Source organism: Nakamurella deserti (genome assembly GCF_003260015.1).
GTDB lineage: Bacteria > Actinomycetota > Actinomycetes > Mycobacteriales > Nakamurellaceae > Nakamurella > Nakamurella deserti.
Genome location: NZ_QCXS01000003.1, coordinates 717,499 through 741,715, shown reverse-complemented (window position 1 = coordinate 741,715; position 24,217 = coordinate 717,499). Strand labels below are relative to the sequence as shown.

Annotated in this window: 19 protein-coding genes, 1 tRNA gene and 1 other RNA gene; 11 read left to right on the top strand and 10 right to left on the bottom strand. The window is 72.0% G+C overall.

Annotation, left to right across the window (positions count from 1 at the left end; translation table 11 throughout):
• Positions 1-158: 158 nt before the first annotated feature.
• The 3 genes from DB033_RS16650 to DB033_RS16640 all read right to left on the bottom strand — a co-directional run bounded on the left by DB033_RS16650 (position 159) and on the right by DB033_RS16640 (position 3,311).
• The gene (locus DB033_RS16650) at positions 159-1,445 is read right to left on the bottom strand and encodes a lysylphosphatidylglycerol synthase transmembrane domain-containing protein (protein ID WP_157970745.1); all 1,287 of its coding nucleotides are present in this window, start codon (positions 1,443-1,445) and stop codon (positions 159-161) included.
• A 164-nt stretch (positions 1,446-1,609) separates the two neighbouring features.
• Complete coding sequence (locus tag DB033_RS16645) at positions 1,610-2,275, bottom strand: MOSC domain-containing protein (protein WP_157970744.1); 666 nt, start codon at positions 2,273-2,275, stop codon at positions 1,610-1,612.
• A gap of 64 nt (positions 2,276-2,339) precedes the next feature.
• On the bottom strand, positions 2,340-3,311 hold the full coding sequence (locus tag DB033_RS16640; protein WP_205843957.1) for an alpha/beta hydrolase: 972 nt from the start codon (positions 3,309-3,311) through the stop codon (positions 2,340-2,342).
• 85 nt (positions 3,312-3,396) lie between these two features.
• Between DB033_RS16640 and pta the strand changes: the two genes are divergently transcribed.
• Both pta and DB033_RS16630 read left to right on the top strand, forming a co-directional pair.
• A complete protein-coding gene (gene pta / locus DB033_RS16635; RefSeq protein ID WP_111767992.1) occupies positions 3,397-5,511 on the top strand; it encodes a phosphate acetyltransferase in 2,115 nt (704 codons plus the stop codon).
• Positions 5,508-6,698 (top strand): acetate kinase, encoded by a 1,191-nt coding sequence (locus DB033_RS16630; protein ID WP_111767991.1) that lies wholly within the window; start codon positions 5,508-5,510, stop codon positions 6,696-6,698. The genes pta and DB033_RS16630 overlap by 4 nt, the downstream gene beginning before the upstream one ends.
• A 16-nt stretch (positions 6,699-6,714) precedes the next feature.
• On the opposite strand, the gene DB033_RS16625 is transcribed toward DB033_RS16630, so the two are convergent.
• The 4 genes from DB033_RS16625 to DB033_RS16610 all read right to left on the bottom strand — a co-directional run bounded on the left by DB033_RS16625 (position 6,715) and on the right by DB033_RS16610 (position 9,959).
• On the bottom strand, positions 6,715-6,906 hold the full coding sequence (locus tag DB033_RS16625) for a hypothetical protein (RefSeq protein WP_111767990.1): 192 nt from the start codon (positions 6,904-6,906) through the stop codon (positions 6,715-6,717).
• Between the two features lie 77 nt (positions 6,907-6,983).
• A complete protein-coding gene (locus DB033_RS16620) occupies positions 6,984-7,796 on the bottom strand; it encodes a phosphatase PAP2 family protein (RefSeq protein ID WP_111767989.1) in 813 nt (270 codons plus the stop codon).
• Positions 7,796-8,548, bottom strand: a complete 753-nt coding sequence (locus DB033_RS16615; protein ID WP_111768395.1) for an alpha/beta hydrolase family protein — start codon at positions 8,546-8,548, stop codon at positions 7,796-7,798. The genes DB033_RS16620 and DB033_RS16615 overlap by 1 nt, the downstream gene beginning before the upstream one ends.
• 4 nt (positions 8,549-8,552) lie before the next feature.
• Positions 8,553-9,959, bottom strand: a complete 1,407-nt coding sequence (locus DB033_RS16610) for a TPM domain-containing protein (RefSeq protein WP_111767988.1) — start codon at positions 9,957-9,959, stop codon at positions 8,553-8,555.
• A 113-nt stretch (positions 9,960-10,072) separates the two neighbouring features.
• Between DB033_RS16610 and DB033_RS16605 the strand changes: the two genes are divergently transcribed.
• A complete protein-coding gene (locus tag DB033_RS16605; RefSeq protein ID WP_111767987.1) occupies positions 10,073-10,759 on the top strand; it encodes a hypothetical protein in 687 nt (228 codons plus the stop codon).
• Between the two features lie 20 nt (positions 10,760-10,779).
• Here the strand turns inward: DB033_RS16605 and DB033_RS16600 are convergent.
• A tRNA-Ser gene (locus DB033_RS16600) sits at positions 10,780-10,867 on the bottom strand.
• A gap of 96 nt (positions 10,868-10,963) precedes the next feature.
• Between DB033_RS16600 and ffs the strand changes: the two genes are divergently transcribed.
• Both ffs and DB033_RS16590 read left to right on the top strand, forming a co-directional pair.
• Positions 10,964-11,062: signal recognition particle sRNA small type (gene ffs, locus DB033_RS16595), an RNA gene on the top strand.
• Between the two features lie 72 nt (positions 11,063-11,134).
• A complete protein-coding gene (locus DB033_RS16590) occupies positions 11,135-13,684 on the top strand; it encodes a DNA polymerase III subunit gamma and tau (RefSeq protein ID WP_111767986.1) in 2,550 nt (849 codons plus the stop codon).
• A 966-nt stretch (positions 13,685-14,650) separates the two neighbouring features.
• Here the strand turns inward: DB033_RS16590 and DB033_RS16585 are convergent.
• Positions 14,651-15,280 carry an MBL fold metallo-hydrolase gene (locus DB033_RS16585; protein ID WP_111767985.1) on the bottom strand — a complete coding sequence of 210 codons (630 nt, stop codon included), beginning with the start codon at positions 15,278-15,280 and terminating at the stop codon, positions 14,651-14,653.
• 224 nt (positions 15,281-15,504) lie between these two features.
• On the opposite strand from DB033_RS16585, the gene DB033_RS16580 reads away from it, so the two are divergent.
• Entirely contained in the window at positions 15,505-16,212 is a 708-nt protein-coding gene (locus DB033_RS16580; RefSeq protein ID WP_111767984.1) for a hypothetical protein, read from the top strand.
• Between the two features lie 67 nt (positions 16,213-16,279).
• On the opposite strand, the gene glyA is transcribed toward DB033_RS16580, so the two are convergent.
• Positions 16,280-17,617 (bottom strand): serine hydroxymethyltransferase, encoded by a 1,338-nt coding sequence (glyA, locus tag DB033_RS16575; protein WP_111767983.1) that lies wholly within the window; start codon positions 17,615-17,617, stop codon positions 16,280-16,282.
• Positions 17,618-18,132: 515 nt separating this feature from the next.
• Here glyA and DB033_RS16570 point away from each other — a divergent pair.
• The 5 genes from DB033_RS16570 to DB033_RS16550 all read left to right on the top strand — a co-directional run bounded on the left by DB033_RS16570 (position 18,133) and on the right by DB033_RS16550 (position 24,165).
• Complete coding sequence (locus DB033_RS16570; protein ID WP_111767982.1) at positions 18,133-19,899, top strand: ABC transporter substrate-binding protein; 1,767 nt, start codon at positions 18,133-18,135, stop codon at positions 19,897-19,899.
• Positions 19,900-20,071: 172 nt separating this feature from the next.
• Positions 20,072-21,094, top strand: a complete 1,023-nt coding sequence (locus DB033_RS16565; RefSeq protein WP_111768394.1) for an ABC transporter permease — start codon at positions 20,072-20,074, stop codon at positions 21,092-21,094.
• On the top strand, positions 21,091-22,029 hold the full coding sequence (locus tag DB033_RS16560) for an ABC transporter permease (RefSeq protein WP_111767981.1): 939 nt from the start codon (positions 21,091-21,093) through the stop codon (positions 22,027-22,029). The genes DB033_RS16565 and DB033_RS16560 overlap by 4 nt, the downstream gene beginning before the upstream one ends.
• 4 nt (positions 22,030-22,033) lie before the next feature.
• Positions 22,034-23,074, top strand: a complete 1,041-nt coding sequence (locus tag DB033_RS16555) for an ABC transporter ATP-binding protein (RefSeq protein WP_111768393.1) — start codon at positions 22,034-22,036, stop codon at positions 23,072-23,074.
• A complete protein-coding gene (locus DB033_RS16550; RefSeq protein ID WP_111767980.1) occupies positions 23,071-24,165 on the top strand; it encodes an ABC transporter ATP-binding protein in 1,095 nt (364 codons plus the stop codon). The genes DB033_RS16555 and DB033_RS16550 overlap by 4 nt, the downstream gene beginning before the upstream one ends.
• Positions 24,166-24,217 lie beyond the last annotated feature (52 nt).

Below are 24,217 nucleotides of genomic sequence, written 5' to 3'. Positions count from 1 at the left end.
CGCTCCGGTCCGCCGGGGATCCCGCGGACCGGGCGCAGGACCGCTGGTCAGCCCGTCGGACGGCGGTCCGCCCGGCCTGCCGGGCGGGCCCGTCGGGCTTGCGCGGCCCCGCGGGCGGCGGCTCGGGCGGGACGCCGGCGACGAGCACGTTCCCGGGGTCAGGCGGCGTGTTCGGCTTCCAACCGGGCGGCCTTGCGCGCGTCGTGCCGCTTGAGGTTGGCGACCAGGCCGAAACCGATGGGGATGATCAGCCAGGCCGACATCAGCCGGTACACGACGACCGCGGCCGCGGCCGGGCCGTGTGCGGCGCCCGAGGACACCAGCCCCGCCAGGAGCGCCGCCTCGACCAGCCCGATGCCACCCGGGGTGAACGGCACCTGCCGGACGAGCTGCACGCTCAGGTACACCACGGACAGCTTGACCAGGTCGGTCTCGATGTCGAACGCCCAGCACGACGCGAGCAGGCAGATCGCCTCCGCCGCCCACTTCAGCAGGCTCCAGCCGATGGCGATGGTCAGGTAGCGCAGTCGCACCAGGCGCGCCTGACGGACGGTCTCGAGGCCGTCCCGGGCCAGCGCGCCGAGCTTGGGGTAGCGGCCCTCGAAGCGGTCGAGCTTCGGCGTCGGCCGGTCCATGATGTCGGTGGGCTTGCCCTTGATGCGCCGCTTCAGGTAGATCCCCACCAGTCCCACGGCCGCCAGCGCGACCAGGCCGAAGACGACGGGGTTGTTGCGCAGCAGCGTCAGGAACGCCCCGCCGGTGGCGGCGCCGATGACCAGGAAGTACATCACCGCCAGCGACCCGATGGACAGCAGTCCGGACAGCACCATCACGGTCGCTGCCGTCGCGCGGTTGGCGCCGCTGGCGCGGTACTGGGTGAACGAGTAGCCGGCGGAGACCGCGGCTCCGGCGGGCAGGCTGTTGGTGAGCGCGGTGCCGCCGTAGGTGATGATCGTGATCCGCTTGCGGCTGATGCGGGTGTCGAAGGCCGCGAGCAGTTGACGCTGCTGCTCGGCGAACGCGTAGATCGACACGACCATGGCCACCGCGCCGACGAGCACCCACAGCCAGTTCGCGGTCAGCAGGGCCGCCCACACCTCGGACGGCTTGGGCAGCTTGCCCTGCAGCGCGAAGCCGATCACCACCAGCATCACCAGGATGCCGACGATCTTCAGCGGCGTGCGCCACCTGGACCGGGGCTTGGGGGTCTCGTCGTGCTCGTCGTGCTCGTCGTGCGGGTCAGCGGGATCGACGTCGGCGCCGGGTGCGGCCGGGTCCTTGGGCCAGGTCTTGTGCCACCGGGTCTGCCGCGGCCGCTTGCGGTCGGCCTCCGGCACGGGTATCAACGAGGCACCGCCGGGCAGCGCCCCGACGTCCAACGACAGCCCCGCCCGCGACAGTCCGCGGTCGGCGGGTTCGCTGTCGTCCAGCTCGCTGACGTCCACCCTCTGATGGTGCCTGGTGTCTTGCTGCGCTGTCACGTACATACCCCGCGTTCAGGCCCGGATCAGGGAAGAATCAGGGGCAGTGGTGGGGGTTGTACCCAGTGGGGACCCCTGGTGGTCATTCGTGTCGGTCGTCCCGGCGGCCTGTCGCGTCGGTGTCCCGGTCATCGAACGGCCGAGCCCGATCCGGTCGATGTGTCCAGGTGGGGAACGGCGAGCAGCTTCTCCCAGACGTCCACGAGGTCGGCCGGCAGCACCGCGCGCAGCAGCAGCAGCCGCTCGGCCGAGACGCCGGCCGCCGCCGGGCCGTCCGCCAGCGCCAGGGCCACCGTGGCCAGGCTCACGCCCGCCGGGTCGACGTCGACGAGTTCCAGCGGGTCCTCCGGGCCGGCTCGGCCGGCGCGCACGACCCGCAGGTGGAAGCCCGTCCGGCCGCCGCGCTGCAGCCGGACGGCCACGTCGCGGCCCGCCAGCCCGGGATCGGGCTGCGCCGGCGCACTGACCTGCAGCTCGGCGGTGCCCCAGCGGAAGGTGTCGCCGACGAAGACCTCGTGCTCGAGCAGTCCGACGGTGGTCAGGTGCTCGCCGAACGCCGGCTCGTCCAGCGGGGGCAACCCGGCGGCCGACCAGGCCGCGTAGTGCTCCCACGGGTGCACCGTGACGGCCCGCTCGACCCCGCCGTGAGCGTCGTCGTCCCCGAGCCCGCCGGGCGTCACCGGGTGCGGGGCCGTCACCGGGATCCGGGTGCCACCGACGACCACGCTGACCTGGTGGACGCGTCCCGTCAGGTGGCGTCCGTGTCCCCACCGGGTCGTGGTGTCGGCCTTCACGGACCGGATCCTACGTTCACGTCACCCGGTCGGACCAGCGAACGGGGCAACTGTGAGCGGTGCTTCAGACCGGTCGGAGCCGCTGGACGTCGGGCACGTGGGTGGCGGTCCAGTCGAAGACCTCACGGAAGAAGCGGTTCCGGACAGCGGTGGGTGAGAGCGAGAGGTCGTGCAGGCCGCCCTCGACGGTCACGACGGTGACCTCGGGCCCGATCACCCGGGCGCCGCGCCACATGTGCTCGACGTCGAGCACGCAGTCGGAGTCCCGGTGGTGCGGACCCGGCGTCCGGCCATCCCCGGAGCGGGCCGAGGTGATCACCAGCACCGGCACGTCGATGGCGAGGCCGGCGTTGAGTCGCTTCTGCCCGCGCCGGACGGCCCGCAGCCAACCGGCCCGCACCGGCGACTCGGCGATCGACTTCCAGGAGGTGTCGAAGTCCCACTCACCGCCGTTGGTGGTGTGCAGTGCCTGCGCGTAGGCCGACGCCAACGACGACACCACCAGCCGCGGCAGGAAGCGCCCCGCCACGTCGATGACCCGGGTGAGCAGGCCCCGCTCCAGGGCGGTGCCGTTGAGATCGAAGAACGGGCTGTTGAGCACCATCGCGTCGATCAGGTGCAGGCCCCGCCGGCGGTGCGCCCAGAGCGGTGCGATCAGGCCGCCGGTGGAGTGCGCCAGCAGGACGACGACGTCGTGACCCTCCTCACGGATGATCCGCACCGCCTCGTCGATCTCCTCGTCGTAGTCGGCGAGATCGGTGACGTCGTTGACGGTCTGGTGGGCCCGGATGGAGCGGCCGTACTTGCGCAGGTCGAGGGCGTAGAAGTCGTACCCGTGGTCGACCCACTCCTGCGCGACGTGCACGTGGAAGAAGTAGTCGACGAATCCGTGCAGGTAGAGCACCGCGCGGCGGTGCCGGCCGATGGGGGTCCGCCGGACCAGGGTCGCGACCACCGGGCCCTCGTCGTCGGGCCGCAGGTTCAGCGTCTGGGCGCTGAACGGGGCTCCGAGGACATCCTCGACGGGGGTGGTCACGGCGTCATCGTAGGCGTGATCCCGACCCGGCGTCCGCCGCCGCCCGCGCTGCCGACCCGGGCCGATCACCCTTACCCTGCAGGGCATGTCCCGCAGCGTGTACGTCGCCTCCCCCGAGGGGAACTCGGGCAAGTCCACCGTGGCCTTCGGGCTGCTCGACCAGCTCACCCGCAGTGTCGAACGCGTCGGGGTCTTCCGCCCGGTGACCAAGTCCGACACCGAGACCGACCGGGTGGTGGAGCTGCTGCTGTCGCATCCGGCGGTCGAGCAGGACTACCGGAGCACCATCGGCATCAGCTACGACGCGCTGCACCGCGATCCGGACGGCGCGCTGTCGGAGATCCTGCGCCGCTACTACGAGATGGCCGAACAGTTCGACGTCATCGTGGTCCTCGGCAGCGACTACACCGACATCGCCACCGGCAGCGAGCTGGCCTTCAACGCCGAGGTCGCCGCCAACCTGGGGTCGCCGGTGGTGCTGGTGGTCAGCGGCCAGGGCCGCACGCCCGAGGAGATCCGGCTGTCGGCCGAGCTGGCCCGCGCCGAGTTGGCCGGCCTGCACGCGAACCCGGTCGCGGTCATCGCCAACCGGGTCGACCCGGACGCCGTGGCGCAGGTGCGCGAGCTGCTCGCCGCCGACGGGGCGCTCGGCGTCGGCGCCATCCCGGAGCTGCCCACGCTGATCGCGCCGTCGATCGGCCAGCTGATCGCCGCCTGCGACGGCCGCATCGTCCGTGGCGACTCCCCGGAGGCGCTGGCCCGGGAGTCCATGGGTTTCGTGGTGGCTGCGATGTCGATGCCCAACGTGTTGGTCCGGCTGCACGACAACTACACGGTGATCGCTCCCGGCGACCGCTACGACCTGCTGCCCGGACTGGTGCTCGCGCACTATGCCGGCACCTTCCCGCCGCTGGCCTGCATCGTGCTGACCGGCGGCTACCTGCCGCCGGAGCCGGTGCAACGCCTGATCGACGGCCTCGTCGGTGACCTGCCGATCATCGTCACCGACCTCGGCACCTACGAGACGGCGACGGCGCTCAGCCAGGTGCAGGGCAAGCTCCGCGCGGGGTCGACGGTCAAGGTCGACACCGCGCTGCGGGTGTTCGCCGAGAGCGTCGACGTCGACGCCCTGATCGCCGGCATCGAGATCAGCCACAGCGAGGCCACCACCCCGCTCATGTTCCAGTTCCGCCTCATCGACCGGGCGCGGGAGAACCGCCGGCACATCGTGCTGCCGGAGGGCGACGACGACCGCATCCTGCAGGCGACCGATTCGCTGCTGCGTCTCGGCGTCGCCGACATCACCGTCCTCGGTGACGAGAACGCCGTCCGGACCCGGGCCTCGACGCTGGGCCTGACCCTGGGTGGGGCCCGCGTGCTGTCCCCGCAGGACCCGGAGCTGGTCGAGCGGTTCGCGGTGGAGTACCAGCGGCTGCGCGCACACAAGGGGATGACGATCGAGAAGGCCCGGGAGGTCGTCACCGACGTGTCCTACTTCGGCACGATGATGGTGCACCTGGGCCTGGCCGACGGGATGGTCTCCGGTGCTGCGCACACCACCGCCCACACCATCAAGCCGTCGTTCGAGATCGTCAAGACGGTGCCCGGGACGAAGATCGTCTCCAGCGTGTTCCTGATGTGCCTGGCCGACCGGGTGCTGGTCTACGGCGACTGCGCCGTCAATCCCGACCCGACGGCCGACCAGCTCGCCGACATCGCCATCTCGTCCGCGGCCACCGCGGCACAGTTCGGCGTCGACCCGCGGGTGGCGATGCTGTCGTACTCGACGGGCACCTCGGGCAGCGGCGCCGACGTGGACAAGGTCCGCGAGGCCACCGGCATGGTCCACGAACGCCGGCCCGAACTGCTGGTCGAGGGCCCCATCCAGTACGACGCCGCGGTGGACCCGTCGGTCGCGGCGTCCAAACTGCCCGACTCGCAGGTGGCGGGCCGCGCAACCGTGCTGATCTTCCCGGACCTCAACACCGGCAACAACACCTACAAGGCGGTGCAGCGCAGCGCGAACGCGGTCGCCATCGGCCCCGTGCTGCAGGGCCTGAACAAGCCGGTCAACGACCTCTCCCGCGGTGCGCTGGTCGTCGACATCGTCAACACCGTGGTCATCACTGCCATCCAGGCGCAGGCCCGCGCCCGGTCCGTCGACGCGGCGTCCGCCTCTTCCGAAGGAGTGCCGGCGTGAGCCGCAACGTCCTGGTCCTCAACTGCGGCTCGTCCTCGATCAAGTACCAGCTGATCGACGCGGACTCCGGTGCGGCGCACGCGACCGGTCTCGTCGAGAAGATCGGCTCGGTCGACGGGGTGGTGACCCACCGGGAGGGCGCCGAGAGCGCGCGCATCGAGGGGGCGATCGCCGACCACGCCGTCGGGTTGACGCTGATGCGGCAGGCGTTCGCCGATGCGGGTGAGGACCTCAACGACCGCGGTGTGATCGCCGTCGGGCACCGCGTCGTCCACGGCGGGACCACGTTCACCGGACCCGTGCTCATCGACGACACGGTGGTCGCCGAGATCGGCGAGCTGTCGGTGCTGGCGCCGCTGCACAACCCGGCCAACCTGGTCGGCATCGAGCGGGCGATGGCCAACTTCCCGCACCTGCCGCACGTCGCCGTCTTCGACACCGCGTTCTTCGCCGACCTGCCGCCCGCCGCGTCCACCTACGCGATCGACCGGGCGCTGGCCGACCGGCACGGCGTCCGCCGCTACGGCTTCCACGGCACCTCGCACAGCTACGTGTCGCAGGAGGTCGCGTCGTTCCTGGACCGGCCGTACGGCGAGCTGAACCAGATCGTGCTGCACCTCGGGGCCGGCGCGTCGGTGACCGCCATCCGCGGTGGCCGGCCGGTCGACACCTCGATGGGCATGACCCCGCTGCAGGGCCTGGTGATGGCCACCCGCTCCGGCGACATCGACCCCGGTGCGTTGTTCCACCTGCACCGGGTCGCCGGTCTGTCGGTCGACGAGATCGACACCCTGTTGAACCGCCGGTCGGGGGTGCAGGGGCTGTCCGGGGTGAGCGACTTCCGTGACCTGCACCGGCTGATCGCGGCCGGCGACGCCCACGCGCAGCTCGCGCTCGACGTCTGGGTGCACCGGGTGCGCGCGTACCTCGGCGCCTACTACGTGCTGCTCGGGTCGGTCGACGTCATCACCTTCACGGCGGGGGTGGGAGAGAACGACGCCCGGGCGCGGGAGCTCGTGACGGCCGACCTGGAGGGGCTGGGGATCGCGGTGGACGCGGCGCGCAACACCGCACCGTCCCGGGAAGCCCGGGTCATCTCCCCGGACGGCTCGAGGGTGACCGTGATGGTGATGCCGACCAACGAGGAGCTGGCGATCGCGCGGGCCACGGTGGCGTCGATCGACTGACCGCCGCGCCCGGGGCTCACCCCCAGCGGCGGTTGCCGGGCAGCGGCCAGCTGCTCGACCGGGAGAGGTACACCGGCTGGTCGCGTTCCTTGCTGCACCGGGTGCACGCGCGGTACCCCTGCTTCTCGAGTCCACCGGACTCGGGATTGGGGTCCGGGAAGTCGACGAAGTCGTGCCACCCGATCCGGCAGCGTCGTGGTCGCGGCATCGTGCCCCCTCGTCCGGGTTCCTCCGATGCGCCCAGGCTAGCCCCGCGTCGGACGGCCGACGAGGGTGGCCCGGACGTCAGCCGACGGGCGGCCGGCTCCGGACGAACTGCCGGTACCCGGCGAGGGTGCCGGCGACGACCACACCGGCCAGCAGCACTGAGGCGGTGACGTCGGTGAACCAGTGCACGGCCAGGTACAGCCGCGTCCAGATGACGATCAGTGACAGCAACACCGCCACCGCCACCAGCAGCACCGCCGCGAGCCGGCTGACGGGACCGAAGAAGCCGATGAGGACGACCACCACGACGCAGCCGTACAGGCTGACGGCACCGGCGACGTGCCCGGACGGGAACGACGGCTCGACGGTGAGCACGACCTGATCGATCTGCGGCGGGCGGCTACGGGGGGTCAGCAGCTTGCTGAGCCGGACGAGGAGGCCGGCGACCGCGGGCCCGATGAAGACGATCAGGGCGGGAACCCACGACCGGGTCCGCCAGGCCAGCACCGTGGCGAGCACGATGGCCAGCACCGTCGTCCCGAACGGGCTGACCAGGTTGGTGATCACGACGACCGTGGAGTTGAGGCCCTCGACGCGGTGCCGGACGAACCAGTCGTGGACCGGGTCGTCGAAGGTGCGGGTGATGAGGCCGTCCTGGTGCACGTCGAGGGCGAGGGCGACGACGGCGAGGAGGAACACCCCACTCACCACAGCCGGGATGACGACGCCGCGCCGGTCGTAGGTCCGCGGGTCGACCCAGCGGGGCAGTTCGCTCCTGCGGCGGACGGCGTGGCGGACCGCGTACAGGGCCACCGCGGCGAGGACGGCGCCGATCAGCACCTTCGCCCACATCGGTAACGACGCCGAGAACGACACCGGCGATTCGTCCACTACTCGATCAGCTCCTCGAAGGCGGCCACGGTGGCCGCCCACGCGGGCGCCGTGGTGTCGACGAGGGCCATATGCCCACCCGTCACCTCGATCAACGCCACGTCGCCGCCGGTGACGGAGGCCAGCGCCAGGTACGTCTCGGACTGGGAGAACGGCACGTCCTCGTCGTCGCGGGCGTGCAGCAGCCGCACCGGGACGGGGAGCGGGACCCGGGCCAGCGGGTCGGCGATCACCCACTCCTGGCGGTGCTCGTCGGCGCCGGCGCCCATCAGGTCCTGCATCGCGCCGTCACCGACGCGCTCGTCGGCGGCCCGGAGGAGGGCGACGACGCCGGCCTGGCTGACCGCGCCGGTGACGGTGACGAGGGGCCGGGCGCCGGGCGCGTCGGCGGGGAGCTGCGGGCGCCCGGCGGCCCAGACGGCGAGCTGGCCGCCGGCGGAGTGGCCGATGGTGACCACGCCGGCGAGGTCGAGGCCGTCGACGGTGCTCAGCAGGTCGATCCCGGCGGCCACGTCGAGCAGCGTCTCGGGGTAGCCGCCGCCGGCGCCGACGCGCCGGTACTCGAGGTTGACGGCGACGTGTCCGCGGGCGGCGAGGTCTGCGGCCAGCGGCACGCCGAGCGCGGCGTCGTAGCGGCTGCGCCAGAAGCCGCCGTGGATGATCACCGCGACGCCGGGACGTCGCGGCACCGACGGCAGGTACACGTCGATCCACTGGTCGGGGTGCGGGCCGTAGGAGTGGCGGGTGGGCATCGGCTCAGAACCCACCGCTGCTGCCGCCGCCGCGCCGGCCACCGCCGCCCCCGAAGCCGCCACCGCCGCCGCGCCGCCCGCCGCCGAAGCCACCTCCGCCGAAGCCACCCCCGCCGAATCCGCCGCCGCCCCAGCCGCCACGTCGTCGGCGGCCGCCACCGGAGAGCATCCCGCCCAGGACCGCCCCGCCGAACCCGCCGCCGAAGCCACCGCCGCCCGAGTTGTCGCGGTTCCGTGCTTCGGCGAGCTCGCGGGCGGCGCGATCTCGCTCGGCCTGCTCCTGCTGCTGGCGTTGGATGGCCGCGAGATGGGCGTCCACCTCGGACTGCTTGGCCGCGACGGCGCTGTCGACGCTGTCCAGGATGGCGATGCCGTCGGCGACGGAGGTGCTGCCGTCGCGGACCGCCGCCGCCATGGTGGCCAGCTGCGCGTCCAGCGGGCGGGTGTCCATCGGCTCGAACGCCTCCTCGTCGATCAACTGTGCCTGACCGCTGGTCAGCGTGCCGATCCGATGCCGGGTGCCGGCGACCGCGTCGTTCCAGGCGTCCTGCCAGCCGGTGTCCTGACGCAGCACGGCGAGCCGGGCCGCCACCCGGTCGGACACCGCCTGCAACCCCGCGAGATTCTGCGTATCCTGCTCGACGGGGACCCCGAGGTCCGTGCCGCTGAGGCCGCCCCTTTCCTCACGCCGCCGCAGGGCCACGTCGACGTCGGACAGATCGTTCTCGAGGGGGTCGCGGTGTGGCCCGTCGGGCACCGTCTCCATGAGCACCTCGAGTTCCTCGATGCGCTGCCGCAGGTTCACCGCCGTGAGCTGGTTCGCCGCGGCCTGCTGCTCGTCGGCGGCCTTCTGGCGTTGCCGCGCCTTGGCCGTCTTCGCACCTCGGTACACCAGAAAACCGATCACCAGGACGGCACCCGCGGCCAGCACCCAGAGCCATGTGTAGGACGCCGGTGCGGGAGCAAGCGTGGACTGCACCTCGGTGATGGCGGCGACGACGCCGGCACTCCAGTCGCCGCGCTGGAAGTCGCTGGTCATCGCGGCGCGGATGGTCTCGACGTTGTTCTCGATCGACGTCGGAGTGCCGCCCCCGTAGTAGACGGCCGACCGCCGGGACTCGACGTTCACCGCGATGACCACGGCATTCGACAGCCAGTCCGAGCCGTTCCACCCCACGTCGCTGCCGAGGGCCTTCACGTCACGCTCGATCGAGGTGCTCGATGATTCCAGCGTGACGACGTAGAAGGTCACGCCCTCGACGGGGGCCGCGGCCTGCGTCACGCTCGACCCATTCAGCACGTCGGCCTGGTCGGTGATGTTGACCGGGGCAGCGAAGGCCGTGCCCGGTAGCAACCCGATGAACGCGAGCGCGGCGAGCAGCGACAGGCCGGTACGAGCGAGCAGCGTCATAGGCGAACTGTAGTGGCCGGTACCGACGGCGCCCCGGGTCCGCGACCCCCGTGGTGGCGGCGCACGGTCGCGTCGCGCATTCTCGGAGGTGGGCGCGAGCAGGAGGAGCGGACATGTTCCAGCGGTGGACGAAGACGCGAGGCGGCGCAGCCGGGCGGTCGGCGCCGTTCCCGTCCGCGGCGCCCGGGCCCGACCTGTCGGCGATACCGCCCTTCCCGGCCGCGCTGGACGGCGGCCTGCTGGCCGTCGATCCGGCGGTGATCGGCCGCTACATCGGGATCCCGGTCACCTCGGTGGCGCCGTTGGACGGCACCCCCGACGGCGCCGGACCGGACACCCATCCGACGCTCGGCGCGCTGGTCGCCGGCCAGCAGGAGGCCCGCAAGGCCAAGCTCCGGGCCAGCGGGATGTCGGAGGACCAGATCGAGATGGTCGTCACCACGATCAGCGAGGCGGCCGTGCAGCACCGGCAGCACGCCTGGACGGTGGTGTTCGGCAACGGCCGACGCGCCTCCGTGCAGGTCTTCCCGACCGGGGACACCAGGGGTGACTTCGCCGGCTACCAGGCCCGGTTCCGCGAGCAGTCGGGCCGTTCCCGGCAGGCCGGGCACCCGATCCTGGAGGGGACGGTGACCGACATCCCGGAGGCGCACTACGAGACGTACCGGCTCGGCGGGATGGTGGTCGCGATGGGTCGCGGCCACGAGGCGGTGGTGAAGACCCACCAGTTGGAGGTGCCGCGGGCGGACCTCACGCTGGCCGCGCTTGCGGCACTCGGGCTGTGGGCCGTCGAAGGGTGACGCCCCGGTCAGGGATGTCGTGGCGGAGGATAGGGGATTCGAACCCCTGAGGGAGTTACCCCAACACGCTTTCCAAGCGTGCGCCATAGGCCACTAGGCGAATCCTCCGCGGAGGAGTCTACCGGCCCGGACGGGGTGGTCCGGACCTCCCGCCGCCGCGACCTCGGCGGGGGTGCGGGGCGCCCCGGGGAGCCGTTATGCTTGCCGACGGACCCCCGCGGCGTCCATCTCCTTAACTCCCCCAGGGTCGGAAGGCAGCAAGGGTCCGGGAGCTCTGACGGGTGCGGGGGTCCCCTTTCGTCTCCGGCCGGGTGGCCGTGAACCGGTGTGTGCAGCCCGGAGACCACTGTCGGACCCAGCACGTAGCCTTCATCCGTGGCTCTCGCTCTGTATCGCAAATACCGCCCGGCGACCTTCGCCGAGGTGGTCGGGCAGGACCACGTCACCGAGCCGTTGCGCACGGCGCTGAAGGCCGGCCGGGTCAACCACGCCTACCTGTTCAGCGGTCCCCGCGGCTGCGGCAAGACGTCCAGCGCCCGGATCATGGCGCGCTCGCTGAACTGTGTCGAGGGCCCGACGCCCGATCCGTGCGGCGTGTGCCCGTCGTGCATCGCGCTGGCCCCCGAGGGGCCGGGATCGCTGGACGTGGTCGAGCTCGACGCGGCCAGCCACGGTGGTGTCGACGACACCCGCGACCTGCGCGACCGCGCCTTCTACATGCCGGCCGAGTCGCGGTACCGGGTGTTCATCATCGACGAGGCGCACATGGTCTCGGCGCAGGGCTTCAACGCCCTGCTCAAGATCGTCGAGGAGCCGCCGGAGCACCTCGTGTTCATCTTCGCCACGACCGAGCCCGACAAGGTCATGACGACCATCCGTTCGCGGACGCACCACTACCCGTTCCGGCTGATTCCGCCGGCGACGTTGCGCACGCTGCTGGAGAAGCTCTGCGCGGAGGAGCAGGTCCAGGTCGAGCCGGCGGTGTTCCCGCTGGTCATCCGGGCCGGCGGTGGCTCCGCCCGGGACTCGTTGTCCATCCTCGACCAGCTGCTGGCCGGAGCCGGCCCCGGGGGTGTGACCTACCGCCACGCCGTCGCCCTGCTCGGCGTCACCGACTCCGCGCTGCTCGACGAGACGGTCGACGCGCTGGCCGCCGACGACGGCGCCTCCGTCTTCGGCGCCATCGACAAGGTGGTCGAGGCCGGGCACGATCCGCGCCGTTTCGCCGCCGACCTGCTGCAACGCTTCCGCGACCTGGTCATCCTCGCGGCGGTGCCGGATGCCGCCGCCAAGGGCCTGATCGACGCGCCGGACGACCAGGTCATCGCCATGCAGGCGCAGTCCGAGCGGCTCGGGCCCGGGACGCTGACCCGACTGGCGGACGTGCTGCACACCGGTCTCACCGACATGCGCGGGACCACGGCCCCCCGGCTCGCCCTGGAGCTGATGTGCGCCCGGATGCTGCTGCCGGCCGCGTCCGGTGGCGACGGCGCCTTGGTACAGCGGGTCGAGCGGCTCGAGCAGGCGGTCAGCTCCGGCGTGCCCGTCACCGCGCCGGCCGGGCCTCCCGCGGTCGGTGGTGCGACCGCCGTCCCGGCGATCGCGCCCGCCGCCGCTCCGGCTGCCGCGAGCTCCGCCGGGGCCGAGGGGTACCGCCGACCGTCGCTGCGCGGTGCTCCGGAGGCGCCGGCCGCTCCGGCCGCAGCCCCCGCGGTGCCCGCCGCCCCGGCCGCCCCCGCTGCCGCCCCGGCCGCCCCCGCTGCCGCCCCGGCCGCCGCTGCCCCGGCTGCCGCACCCGCGGCTGCTCCGACCGGCGCTCCGGCTGACGTTTCCGCGGCTGCTCCGGCTGGCGCTCCGGCTGGCGTGTCCGCGGCTGGTCCAGTTGCGGCCCCGGCCGCTCCCGCGCGGCCCGAACGGCCCGCTGCCGCCGCGGCGCCGCCGGCGTCACCGTCCCGACCCTCGGTCAACCCGGCCCTCGGACTGCCCGCACCGCCGAAATTGTCCGCGTCCCGGCGGCCGACGGCCGGGGGAGCGCGGGGCGGTGCCGCCGCACCGTCCGGTTCCCGCTCGGGATCGGCGTCGGGCGCGGGTCCGGCCGGAACGGCCGATGCCCCGGTGGTGTTGGCGCCGACCGACGACTGGGCACCGCCGGACGCCCCGCCCGACGAGGAGGAGTACGGCGACCCGGTGCCCGCTGCGCCCCCGGCGTCCCGCCCGTCGGAGTCCCGTACGTCCGGTGCCCGGCCCGCTGATCGCGGCGGACCGCCGCCGGCCCCGCGTTCCACGGCCGAACGGCCCGCTGCCGCCCCGGATCGTCCGGCGGCGTCGACCGCCGACAGCCGAGCCGTCGCACCGGCCCCCTCGCCTGCGGCGTCGACGGAGCGACCCGACGCGCGGCCGCCGGCGGCGTCCGCTGCCGGGCCTGCCGCCGCGGCTGCGGCCGATGCTCCGGCCGGTGGCGGCCCTTCCGGCGGCAAGCCACTGGACGTGACCGACGCTCGCCGGTCGTGGCCGGAGATCCTCAGCGCCGTCCAGCGTCGTAAGCGCGTGACGTACGCGATGCTCGGTGCGGCGACCGTCGCGGACCTGACCGACAACGTGCTGCACCTGACGGTCACGTCGGCGGCGATGGCTCGCCGGGTGATGGAACCGGGCAACGTGTCGGTGTTGCGGGAGGCGATCCATGAGGTGCTGTCCGCGCAGTGGGCGATCCGCTGCGACTCGCCGGACGGCGGCCCGCCGGCGAAGCGGCCCGCGCTGAGCGTGGTGCCGGACCCCCCGCCGGACACCGATGACGCCCCCGACGACTACGACGTCCGCAAGATCGACGACACCCCGCGGGAGCAGGTCGTGGTCGGCGACCCCGAGGTCACCGCCATCGAGCTGCTCACCCAGCAGCTCGGCGCCCGCCGCCTCGACGGCTGAGCTAGTCATCCCCGGACGGGCGGTGCCGTTTCCGTCGGACCGGCCTGCTCGTCCGATCGCGGCGGTTCGCCCGCACGCTGAACTCTGCGGTGTACATGACGCTCCGCTCGGATGATCAGCCTAAGCGGGCTCGGCCTACGGTCTGCCCGACGAATCCGGGTGTGCTCACCCTGCAGGCTGAGTAGATCCATATTCGGTGGGCACATTCCGCATACCGCAATGGGTTGGCGCCACGACTGAGCAGACGCACCTGCGGTGTGCGGATTCTGCGCAGAGCGACGGGCTGGCGCCACGCCGAGTGCCCGGTCCGACCGGGAGGGCGCGGCGCTCAACACGCGGTCGACAACACCGACCCTCAGACGCCGCCTACCCCGCGCTCTTACGGTCGTGGGCTCGGCCTCGGGTCTGCGCGTCGAATCGGTGTGCCCACCCTGCAGGCTGCGCAGACGCGCATTCGGTGGGCAGACTCTGCGCAGAGCGACGGGCTGGCGCCACGCCATGTGCCCGGTCCCACCGTGGATGGCGCTGCGTTCAGCTCGCGGGGGTGGACACCGGGTCTCAGACGCCGGTTCCCGCAGTCACACGGTCGTGGGCTCGGCCTCCGGTCCGCCCGACGAATCGCGGTGTGCTCACCTGGCAGGCGGGGCAGCGCATTCCCGGTGAGGAGAGCTAGCCACTGGGGATCAGACGTGTGTGCCGGTACCGGATGCGGCAGGATCTGCCTGACGAATCCGGGTGTGCTCACCCTGCAGGCTGAGCGAACCCATCGTGGGTGGGCAAACCCAGGGTCCAGGGCCCGTATGCGTTTGCCGAGGACCGGACGCGGCAGGATCTGCTCGACGAATCCGGGTGTGCTCACCCTGCAGGCTCGGCAGACCCGGATTCGATAGGCACACGCGGCCGACGAGCAGGCGGTGGCCCCTGCGGTGGACACCTAAGTCGGCCACACCGCGGTGGCGCGAAGGCTCAGTGCCCCCGGGCGATCCACTCGTCGAGGTCGGGCGCCTCGGCTCCGATGGTGGTGGAGTCACCGTGTCCCGTGCGCACCTCGGTCTCGGGCGGCAGGGTGAGCAGCCGGTCACGGATCGAGTCGACGATGATCGGGAAGCTGGAGAACGACCGGCCGGTCGCTCCGGGACCACCCTTGAACAGGGTGTCGCCGGTGAACACCACACCCAGCTCGGGCACGTGGAACGAGCAGCTGCCAGGCGAGTGGCCCGGCGTGTGCAGCACGTGCAACGTCACCCCACCGACGGTGAAGGTCTGGCCGTCGCTCAACGCGCCGTCCGGCTGCCGGTCGCCGTAGGTCAGCGCCCACAGCTCGAGGTCGGCCGGGTGCAGCAGGATCGGCGCCCCGAGCCCGTCGGCCAGTGCGGGCGCCGCGTCGATGTGGTCGTCGTGGGCGTGGGTGCACAGGATCGCCGTCACCGTGCGCCCGTCGACCGCCGCGGTGATCGCCGCGCTGTCGTGCGGCGCGTCGATGAGCACCACCTCGGAGTCGTCGCCGACCAGCCACACGTTGTTGTCGACGTCCCAGGTGCCGCCGTCCAGGCTGAAGGTGCCCGAGGTGGTCAGGTGCTCGATCCGTGCCGTCATGTGTGGCGCTCCCCGCTCGTCGTCTGCCGGGGCCCGAGTCTGTCACGGACGGCGGACGCCCCGAGAGCGGGTCACACGCCGTGACCGGACGATGACGTGTGCGTGGTCGACGCCCCGCGCCGGGCCGGATCCTCCCGTACCGGTGCATACTCGCCCGAACACCGCCAGCCGCGCTCGCGACACCGTCGACCCGAGGCGGCCCGACCGGACACCCGAGGTGACAGATGCGCCGAACGGTCGCGCTGTGGCTGGTCACCCTCGCCCTCGCGGCCTGTTCGTCGTCGGTGTCCGGCCGACCGGGAACCGACGGCGCCGCGCTCCCCGGCGGCTCGTCGTCCGCCGCCGTCGCGCCGTCGCCGGGACGGGCGGCACCGAGCACACCCCCCGCGACCGGCGACGGAAACCCCGACACCGCGCCCGGCTCCGGCACCGCGCCCGGCTCCGACACCGCGCCCGGCCCTGGCACCACGCCCGGCCCCGACGCGACACCCGGCCCCGACACCACGCCCGGCCCCGGCACCACGACCGGCCCCACCGCGACACCCGGCACCGACGCGTCCAACCCGGCGACGACGACGGCCGGGACAGCCGGTACCGCCGCGACGGACGCCCCGGCGCAGCTGCCCACGGGGTTCTACGCCGCCGGATCCGATCTGGGCTACCGCCCGATGACCACCGACGAGTTCGACTGCACTCCGGATCAGGCCAGCGGCTGCTTCGGGATCATGGTGTTCAGCGTGCCCGGGTGCCCCGCGGGCGCGAACGTGACGGTCGGCATCTTCGACAAGAGCCGCGATCCGGTCAACGCGCTGGGCACCGCGGTCGGCACCACCCCACCCATCGCACCCGTCGGCAGCCAGGCCGTCGTCATCGGCGACACCACGGGGGTCGTGGCCGATCTGACCGCGCGCGTCCAGCAGGTCGTCTGCTGACGAGCCGTCCCCGGCCCACGCGGAACGGGCCCCGCCGTGTGGCGGGGCCCGTGCGGAAAGCGGCGCCTCAGAGCTCGGTGTAGAGCGGGTGCGCGGCGGCCAGCGCCGACACCCGGGCCCGCAGCGACGCTGTGACCTCGGCGGACAGTTCCCCGGCCGGCTCGACCAGGGCGGCGGCGATGATGTCGGCCACCTCGGCGAAGTCGGTGTCGTCGAAGCCGCGGGTGGCCAGCGCCGGGGTGCCGATCCGCAGGCCGGAGGTCACCATCGGCGGCCGCGGGTCGAACGGCACCGCGTTGCGGTTCACCGTGATGCCGATGTCGTGCAGCCGGTCCTCGGCCGCCTTGCCGTCCAGGTCGGAGTTGCGCAGGTCGGCCAGCACCAGGTGGACGTCGGTGCCGCCGGTCAGCACGGACACCCCGGCCTCGGTGACGTCGCCCGCGGTCAGCCGCTCGGCGAGGATCCGCGCGCCGGACAGCGTCCGCTCGAGCCGCTCCTTGAACGCCGGGTCGCCGGCCATCTTGAACGCGACGGCCTTGGCCGCGATGACGTGCTCCAGCGGACCGCCCTGCTGGCCGGGGAACACGGCCGAGTTGATCTTCTTGGCCAGCGCCGGGTCGTTGGTCATGATGACGCCGCCGCGCGGGCCGCCGAGCGTCTTGTGCGTCGTGGTGGTGACGACGTGCGCGTGCGGGATCGGCGACGGGTGGAGCCCGGCCGCGACGATGCCGGCGAAGTGGGCCATGTCGACCATCAGGTACGCGCCGACGGAGTCGGCGATCTCGCGGAACCGGGCGAAGTTGAGGTGCCGGGGGTAGGCCGACCAGCCGGCGATGATCAGCTGGGGACGGTGCTGCTCCGCCAGCCGGGCGACTTCGTCCATGTCGATCCGGTGGTCCTCCTTGCTCACCTCGTACGCCGCCACGTTGTAGAGCAGGCCGGAGAAGTTGATCCGCATGCCGTGGGTGAGGTGGCCGCCGTGCGCCAGCGACAAACCCAGGATGGTGTCGCCCGGCTTGATCAACGCCTGCATGGCGGCGGCGTTGGCCTGCGCGCCGGAGTGCGGCTGGACGTTGGCGAAGCCGGCCCCGAACAGCGCGGTGATGCGCTCGATGGCCAGCGTCTCGATGACGTCGACGTACTCGCAGCCGCCGTAGTAGCGCCGCCCCGGGTAGCCCTCGGCGTACTTGTTGGTCAGCACACTTCCCTGGGCCTGCAGTGCGGCGACCGGGGCGAAGTTCTCCGAGGCGATCATCTCCAGGGTGTTCTGCTGACGCCGCAGCTCCTGGGCGATCTGGGCCGCGACCTCCGGGTCGGCCTCGGCCAGCGAGGCGTTGAGCCCCGGCCAGGCGGCGGCCGGGGGGGCGTCGGTGGCGTCGGGGCGGACGTCGGAATCGATGGTCATGGCTCTCCTCGTGGTGCGCTGTTGGCCGCCGTCGATTGTCGCAGATCAGCGCCTGCACCCGGGCGGGCCGGAACGGCCGCCGGGTGGTCACCCGGGGTGCACCGCCGCCGCCGCCGGTCACCCGGACGGAGCTACCGAAAGGTAACGATCGGCCCCCCGGTGTGGTCCGGGCACCGACCGTCGACGTACGGTGCCTTTACTGCTCCGGCGGAATGTCGTCACCCGTCGGAGCGGTACGCGAAATCTGGGCTCCATGTCCGGTTCGACCGCAGGATGTACGGCTGTCCGCCGTCCGTCCGGCGGATGCTGCGGCCGTTGACCGGACCGGCCCCCGCCGCGCGGGTGCCGGGACGGTGAGCGACCATCGCGACCGCCGCCGACCTGTTCCGCCGCACCGCCCGTCGCCGACCTCGACCCCTGCCGCACCCTTCTTCTCCAGCACCCGCACCACCCGCCGTCAGACAGTCCGGTCGTCCCGACCCACCCGCCCGGGTGGGGCGACCGCAAGGAAAGGAATGCCTGTGAAGCGTCCCCACCGAACACGCCGCGTGTTCGCCGCGGCCACCGCGGCGGCACTCGCCGTCACGCTGGCCTCGTGCGCGTCGTCCAGCCGGGACACCGAGAGCATCGCCAGCCAGAACAACTCCGGCGCCGAGGGCACCCTGCCGGTCGGCGAGAGCAGCGGGGGCGCCACCGGCGAGCCCGCCTCGACGGACGGCACGATCATCTTCGGCGCCGAGGGCGCGCCCAGCATGTTCGACCCGCTGTACGCCACCGACGGGGCGACCTTCAAGGTCACCCGGCAGATGACGGAGGGCCTGGTCGCCTACACACCGGGCACCGCCGACATCGAGCCGTCGCTGGCCGAGTCGTGGGAACCGTCCGAGGACGGCCTGACCTGGACGTTCAAGATCCGCCAGGGCGTGAAGTTCCACGACGGCACCGACCTGGACGCCGCCGCGGTCTGCTTCAACTTCGACCGGATGTACTCCCAGTCGGGTGCCGGGGCGACCCAGGCGCAGTACTGGAGCGACACCATGGGCGGCTTCAAGGACCAGGTGGACGACGCGGGTGCCGCGGTGCCCAGCATCTACTCGAAATGCACCGCCTCCGACGCCGGCACCGCCGTCATCGAGCTGACCCGCGTCACCTCGAAGTTCCCGAACATCCTCGGCCTGCCGTCGTTCTCCATCCAGTCGCCCGCGGCGCTGGAGCAGTACGACGCGAACAACGTGGTCGCCGAGGGTGACTCCTTCAAGTACCCGGCCTACGCGCTGGAGCACCCGACCGGCACCGGCCCGTTCACGTTCAGCAAGTACGACACCGCCAACGGCACCGTCGAGCTGACCCGCAACGAGGACTACTGGGGCGACAAGGCCAAGTCCAAGACGCTGATCTTCAAGATCATCCCGGACGAGTCCGCGCGCAAGCAGGAGCTGCAGGCCGGCACCATCGACGGCTACGACCTGCCGAGCCCCGGTGACTGGGAGGCGCTGACCGCCGAGGGCAACCAGGTGCTGGTCCGTCCCGCCTTCAACGTCCTCTACCTGGGCCTGAACCCGAAGAACAACCCGGCCCTGCTCGATCTCAAGGTCCGTCAGGCCATCGCCTACGCCCTGAACCGCAGCGAGTTCGTGACGAGCCAGCTGCCCGAGGGGGCCGAGGTCGCGCTGGAGTTCTACCCGAAGACCGTCGACGGCTGGACCGACACCGTCACGAAGTACGACTACGACCAGGAGAAGGCCAAGTCGCTGCTCGCCGAGGCCGGGCAGTCGAACCTGACGCTGAACTTCTGGTGGCCGACCGAGGTCTCCCGGCCCTACATGCCGAACCCGAGCGCCATCTTCCAGGCGTTCAAGGCCGACCTCGAGGCCGTCGGCATCACGGTCAACGAGACGTCCAAGCCGTGGAACGGTGGCTACCTGGACGGCGTCGACGCCCAGCAGGCCGACGCCTTCCTGCTCGGCTGGACCGGTGACTACAACTCGCCGGACAACTTCATCGGCACGTTCTTCTCCGACCCGACGAGCCGGTTCGACACCGCCGACTACCCGTGGGGCGCCCAGCTCTCCGAGGAGCTGGCCACCGCCGACAGCGAGCCCGACGCCGACAAGCGGGCCGAGCTGTACGTCACGCTCAACGAGAAGCTGATGGGCGAGTACCTGCCGGCCGTCCCGATCTCGCACTCGCCGCCGGCGCTGGTGGTCTCGGCCGCCGTGCAGGGTCTCGTGCCGAGCCCGCTGACCGACGAGCGTTTCGTGGGCGCCTACAAGACGAACTGACGCCCGCACCTGCGACACCGCGGCCACCCCGGGAGCGTCATCCCGGGGTGGCCGCACCCGTTCGTGGACCCTGTATTTTTCGCCGCACCACTGACACCGCCGCCGCCATCGTCAGGAGCACTCCCATGCCGTTCCGGAACGCCCGGAGACGCCACCCCACCGGATGGTGCCCGTGCTGAGATACACGGTCCGCCGCGTCGGCCAGCTGGTCGTCGTGCTGTTCATCCTGTCGATGCTGCTGTTCTTCTGGCTGCGCTCGATCCCCGGGGGCCTTGCCTCGTCGATCTGCGGTGAGCGCTGCACCCCGCAGAAGATCGCCGAGATCCGCACCGTGCTGGGTCTGGACGACCCGTTGATCGTCCAGTACTTCAAGTTCCTGGGCCGGGTCTTCGAGGGCAATTTCGGTGTCTCCGCCAAGGTCATCCCGGGCACCCCCGCGCTGGACGTGTTCCTGCAGCGCTTCCCGGCCACGATCGAGCTGGCCATCGGGGCCATGCTCTTCGCGATCGTGCTGGGGATCCCGCTCGGATACATGGCGGCCCGCCGCAAGGGCGGCATCCTGGACAACGCCGGCATCGTCGCGACCCTGCTCGGCTTCGCGGTGCCGGTGTTCTTCCTGGCCTATCTGCTGAAGTTCGTGTTCGCCGTGAAGCTCGGCTGGTTGCCGCCGTCGGGACGTCAGGACCCGACGCTGCGCGCCACCCGCATCACCGGGTTCTTCGTCCTCGACGGGTTGATGACGCGCGAGTGGGACGCCGCGTGGGACGCGTTCAAGCACCTGATCCTGCCGTCGATCGCGCTGGGCACCATCCCGCTGGCGGTCATCTTCCGCATCACCCGCTCGTCGGTCATGGACGTGCAGGGTGAGGACTACGTCCGCACCGCCGAGGCGAAAGGCCTGGCGACACCGGTGATCCGCCGCCGGCACATCCTGCGCAACGCATTGCTGCCGGTGGTCACCACGGTGGGCCTGCAGACCGGCGCGCTGCTGGCCGGTGCGGTGCTCACCGAGACGGTGTTCGCCTACCCCGGACTCGGGGCGGCGCTGGCGCAGTCGTTCCGGGAGAAGGACTATCCCGTGCTGCAGGTGATCATCCTGGCCGCCGCGGCGACCTACGTGCTCATCAACCTGATCGTCGACCTGTCGTACGCGGTCATCGACCCACGGATCCGCACGACGGGAGCGGCCCGATGATGGCGACCCTGGGCACGGCCCGCAAGAAGCGCATCGACGCCCTCGCCGGGAGCGGCGAGGACACCGGCGTCTCGCTCCTCAAGGACGCCTGGCGCCGACTCAAGGTCTCCCCGGTGTTCTGGGTGGGCGCGGTGATCATCGGCCTGTTCCTGCTGCTGGCCGCGACCGCCGGCCTGCTCGCCACCCAGGACCCGGCGGCGCAGCTGCTGCGCGGCCAGGTGAGCGTGGCGCGCAACACGCTCGCCCCGGCCCAGCCCGGCTTCCCGTGGGGGAGTGACTTCCTCGGCCGCGACCTGTGGTCGCGGATGGTGCTCGGCAGTCGCCAGACGCTGCTCGTCGGCGTCGCCGCCACCCTGATCGGGCTGGCCGGCGGCGTGGCGCTCGGGCTGCTCGCCGGCGCTTTCGGGGGTTGGGTCGACACGCTGGTGATGCGGGTCGTGGACGTGCTGCTGTCGATCCCCTCGCTGCTGCTGGCCATCTCGATCGCCATCCTGTTCCAGCGGCCGAACCAGCTCAGCGTGATCATCGCGGTGGCCATCGTGCAGATCCCGGTGTTCGCCCGGCTGCTCCGCGGGCAGATGCTCGCCCAGCGCAGCACCGACCACGTCCTGGCGGCGACCGCGCTGGGCGTCAAGCGGACGCCGATCGTCTTCCGCCACATGCTTCCCAACTCGATGAGCCCGGTCCTGGTGCAGGCCACCATCGTGGTCGCGACGTCGATCATCGACGCGGCGGCGCTGTCGTTCCTCGGGCTGGGGTCGCAGGACGCCTCGGCCCCGGAGTGGGGGCAGATGCTCGGCGAGGCGCAGACCAAGATCGACTACCAGCCGCACCTGGCCTTCCTGCCGGCCATCGCGATCATCATCGTGGCGCTGGGCTTCACCCTCGTCGGCGAATCGCTGCGCGAGGCCCTCGACCCGAAGAACCGGAGGTGACGTGATGGCTCTGCTGTCCGTGTCGGACCTGAAGGTCGTGTTCACCCGCCGTGGCTCGGCGCCTTTCGCCGCGGTCGACGGCGTGAGTTTCGAGGTCGAGGAGGGCCGCACGGTCGGCCTCGTCGGCGAGTCGGGCTGTGGCAAGTCGGTGACGTCGCTGGCGATCATGCGGCTGCTGAACAAGCGGGGCAACGAGGTCAGCGGGTCGGTCGCCTTCGAGGGCACCGATCTGCTGCGGCTGTCGATGGGCGAGATGCGCGACCGCCGCGGCCGCGACCTGGGGATGATCTTCCAGGACCCGCTGAGTTCGCTGAATCCGGTGGTGCCCATCGGGCTGCAGGTGACCGAGGTCCTCGAGCGGCACCGCGGCATGAAACGGGCCGCGGCGGCGAAGGAGGCCCGCGACCTGCTCGACCAGGTGGGCATCCCGGACCCGATGCGCCGGCTCAAGGAGTACCCGCACCAACTGTCCGGTGGGATGCGGCAGCGGGCGCTGATCGCGATGGCGGTGGCCTGCCGGCCGCGGCTGCTGATCGCCGACGAGCCCACCACCGCACTCGACGTCACCATCCAGGCGCAGATCCTGACGCTGCTCAAGTCGCTGGTCACCGAGTCAGGGACGGCGCTGATCATGATCACCCACGATCTCGGCGTGGTCGCCGGGATGTGCGACGAGGTCAACGTGCTCTACGGCGGGCGCATCGTCGAGCGGGCCGGCCGGCACGAGCTTTTCGAGCGGCCCCGGCACCCGTACACGAACGGTCTGCTGGAGTCGATCCCGCGGGTGGACGCCCGGCCGGGGGAGCGGCTGACCCCGATCCTGGGCTCGGTGGCCGACAACATCCCATGGGACGGTGGGTGCGCCTTCGCGCCGCGCTGCCGCAACGAGATCGCCCGTTGCCGACAGGAGACACCGGGGTTCACGCAGGCCCCGGACGCCGAGAACGGTCATCTGCTGCGGTGTTTCAACCCCGAGCTGGGGGTGAGTCCGGTCGGCGCGCACGTCGTGCCGTCCGGTGCGATCGACTTCGGGGAGACGGTATGACGGCGGGCACGGGCTCATCGAGAGCGGCGGGAGCACCTGCGACGGAGGCCCCCGTGCTGCTGGAGGTCGACGACCTCAAGGTGCATTTCCCGATCAGGAAGGGCGTCTTCTTCGACAAGACCGTCGGCTACGTCTACGCCGTCGACGGGGTGTCGCTGAGTGTGCGCAAGGGCGAGACCTACGGGCTGGTCGGCGAGAGCGGTTGCGGCAAGTCCACGCTGGGCCGCGGCATCCTGCGGCTGAGCGAGCCGACAGCCGGCCGGGTGGTCTTCGACGGCACCGACGTCGCCGCGCTCAAGGGTGAGGACCTGCGTCGGATGCGCCGCCGCATGCAGATGGTGTTCCAGGATCCGCTGGGGTCGCTGGACCCACGGCAGTCGGTGCAGTCGATCCTCGTCGAGGGGATGAGGGCGCACGGGCTGGCCACCGACGACGCGTCCACCGCCGCCCGGCTGCGGGAGCTGTTGTCGTCGGTGGGGCTGCCGACGAGCGCGCTGAAGAAGTACCCGCACGAGTTCTCCGGCGGGCAGCGGCAGCGCATCGGCATCGCCCGCGCGCTGACCGTGAACCCCGACCTCATCGTCGCCGACGAGCCGGTCAGCGCGCTGGACGTCTCGGTGCAGGCCCAGGTGGTGAACCTGATGTCGGATCTGCAGGAGGAGTTCGGGCTGACCTACATCGTCATCGCCCACGATCTGGCGGTGGTCAAACACATCTCGGACCGGGTCGGCGTGATGTACCTCGGCGGCATCGTCGAGGAGGCGTCCGCGGAGGACCTGTACGCCGCGCCCCGGCATCCGTACACGATCGCGCTGCTGTCGGCGGTGCCGGTGCCGGACCCGGTGGTGGAGGACACCCGCGAGCGGATCCTGCTCACCGGGGACCTGCCGTCCCCGGCGAACCCGCCCAGCGGCTGCCGCTTCCACACCCGCTGCCCGTGGCGGCAGCCGACCCGGTGCGACACCGAACGTCCGGAGCTGCGGACGCTGACCACGGGGCACCGGGTCGCCTGCCACTTCGCCGAGGACATCGCGGCCGGGACGATCCCGGTGAACCGCGCGGTGGTGGACGTCGTCGAGCCGGTCGTCTGACGCCGACCGGCCACCGGCGACGGACGGCCCGGGCCGACCGCGCACCGGGCAG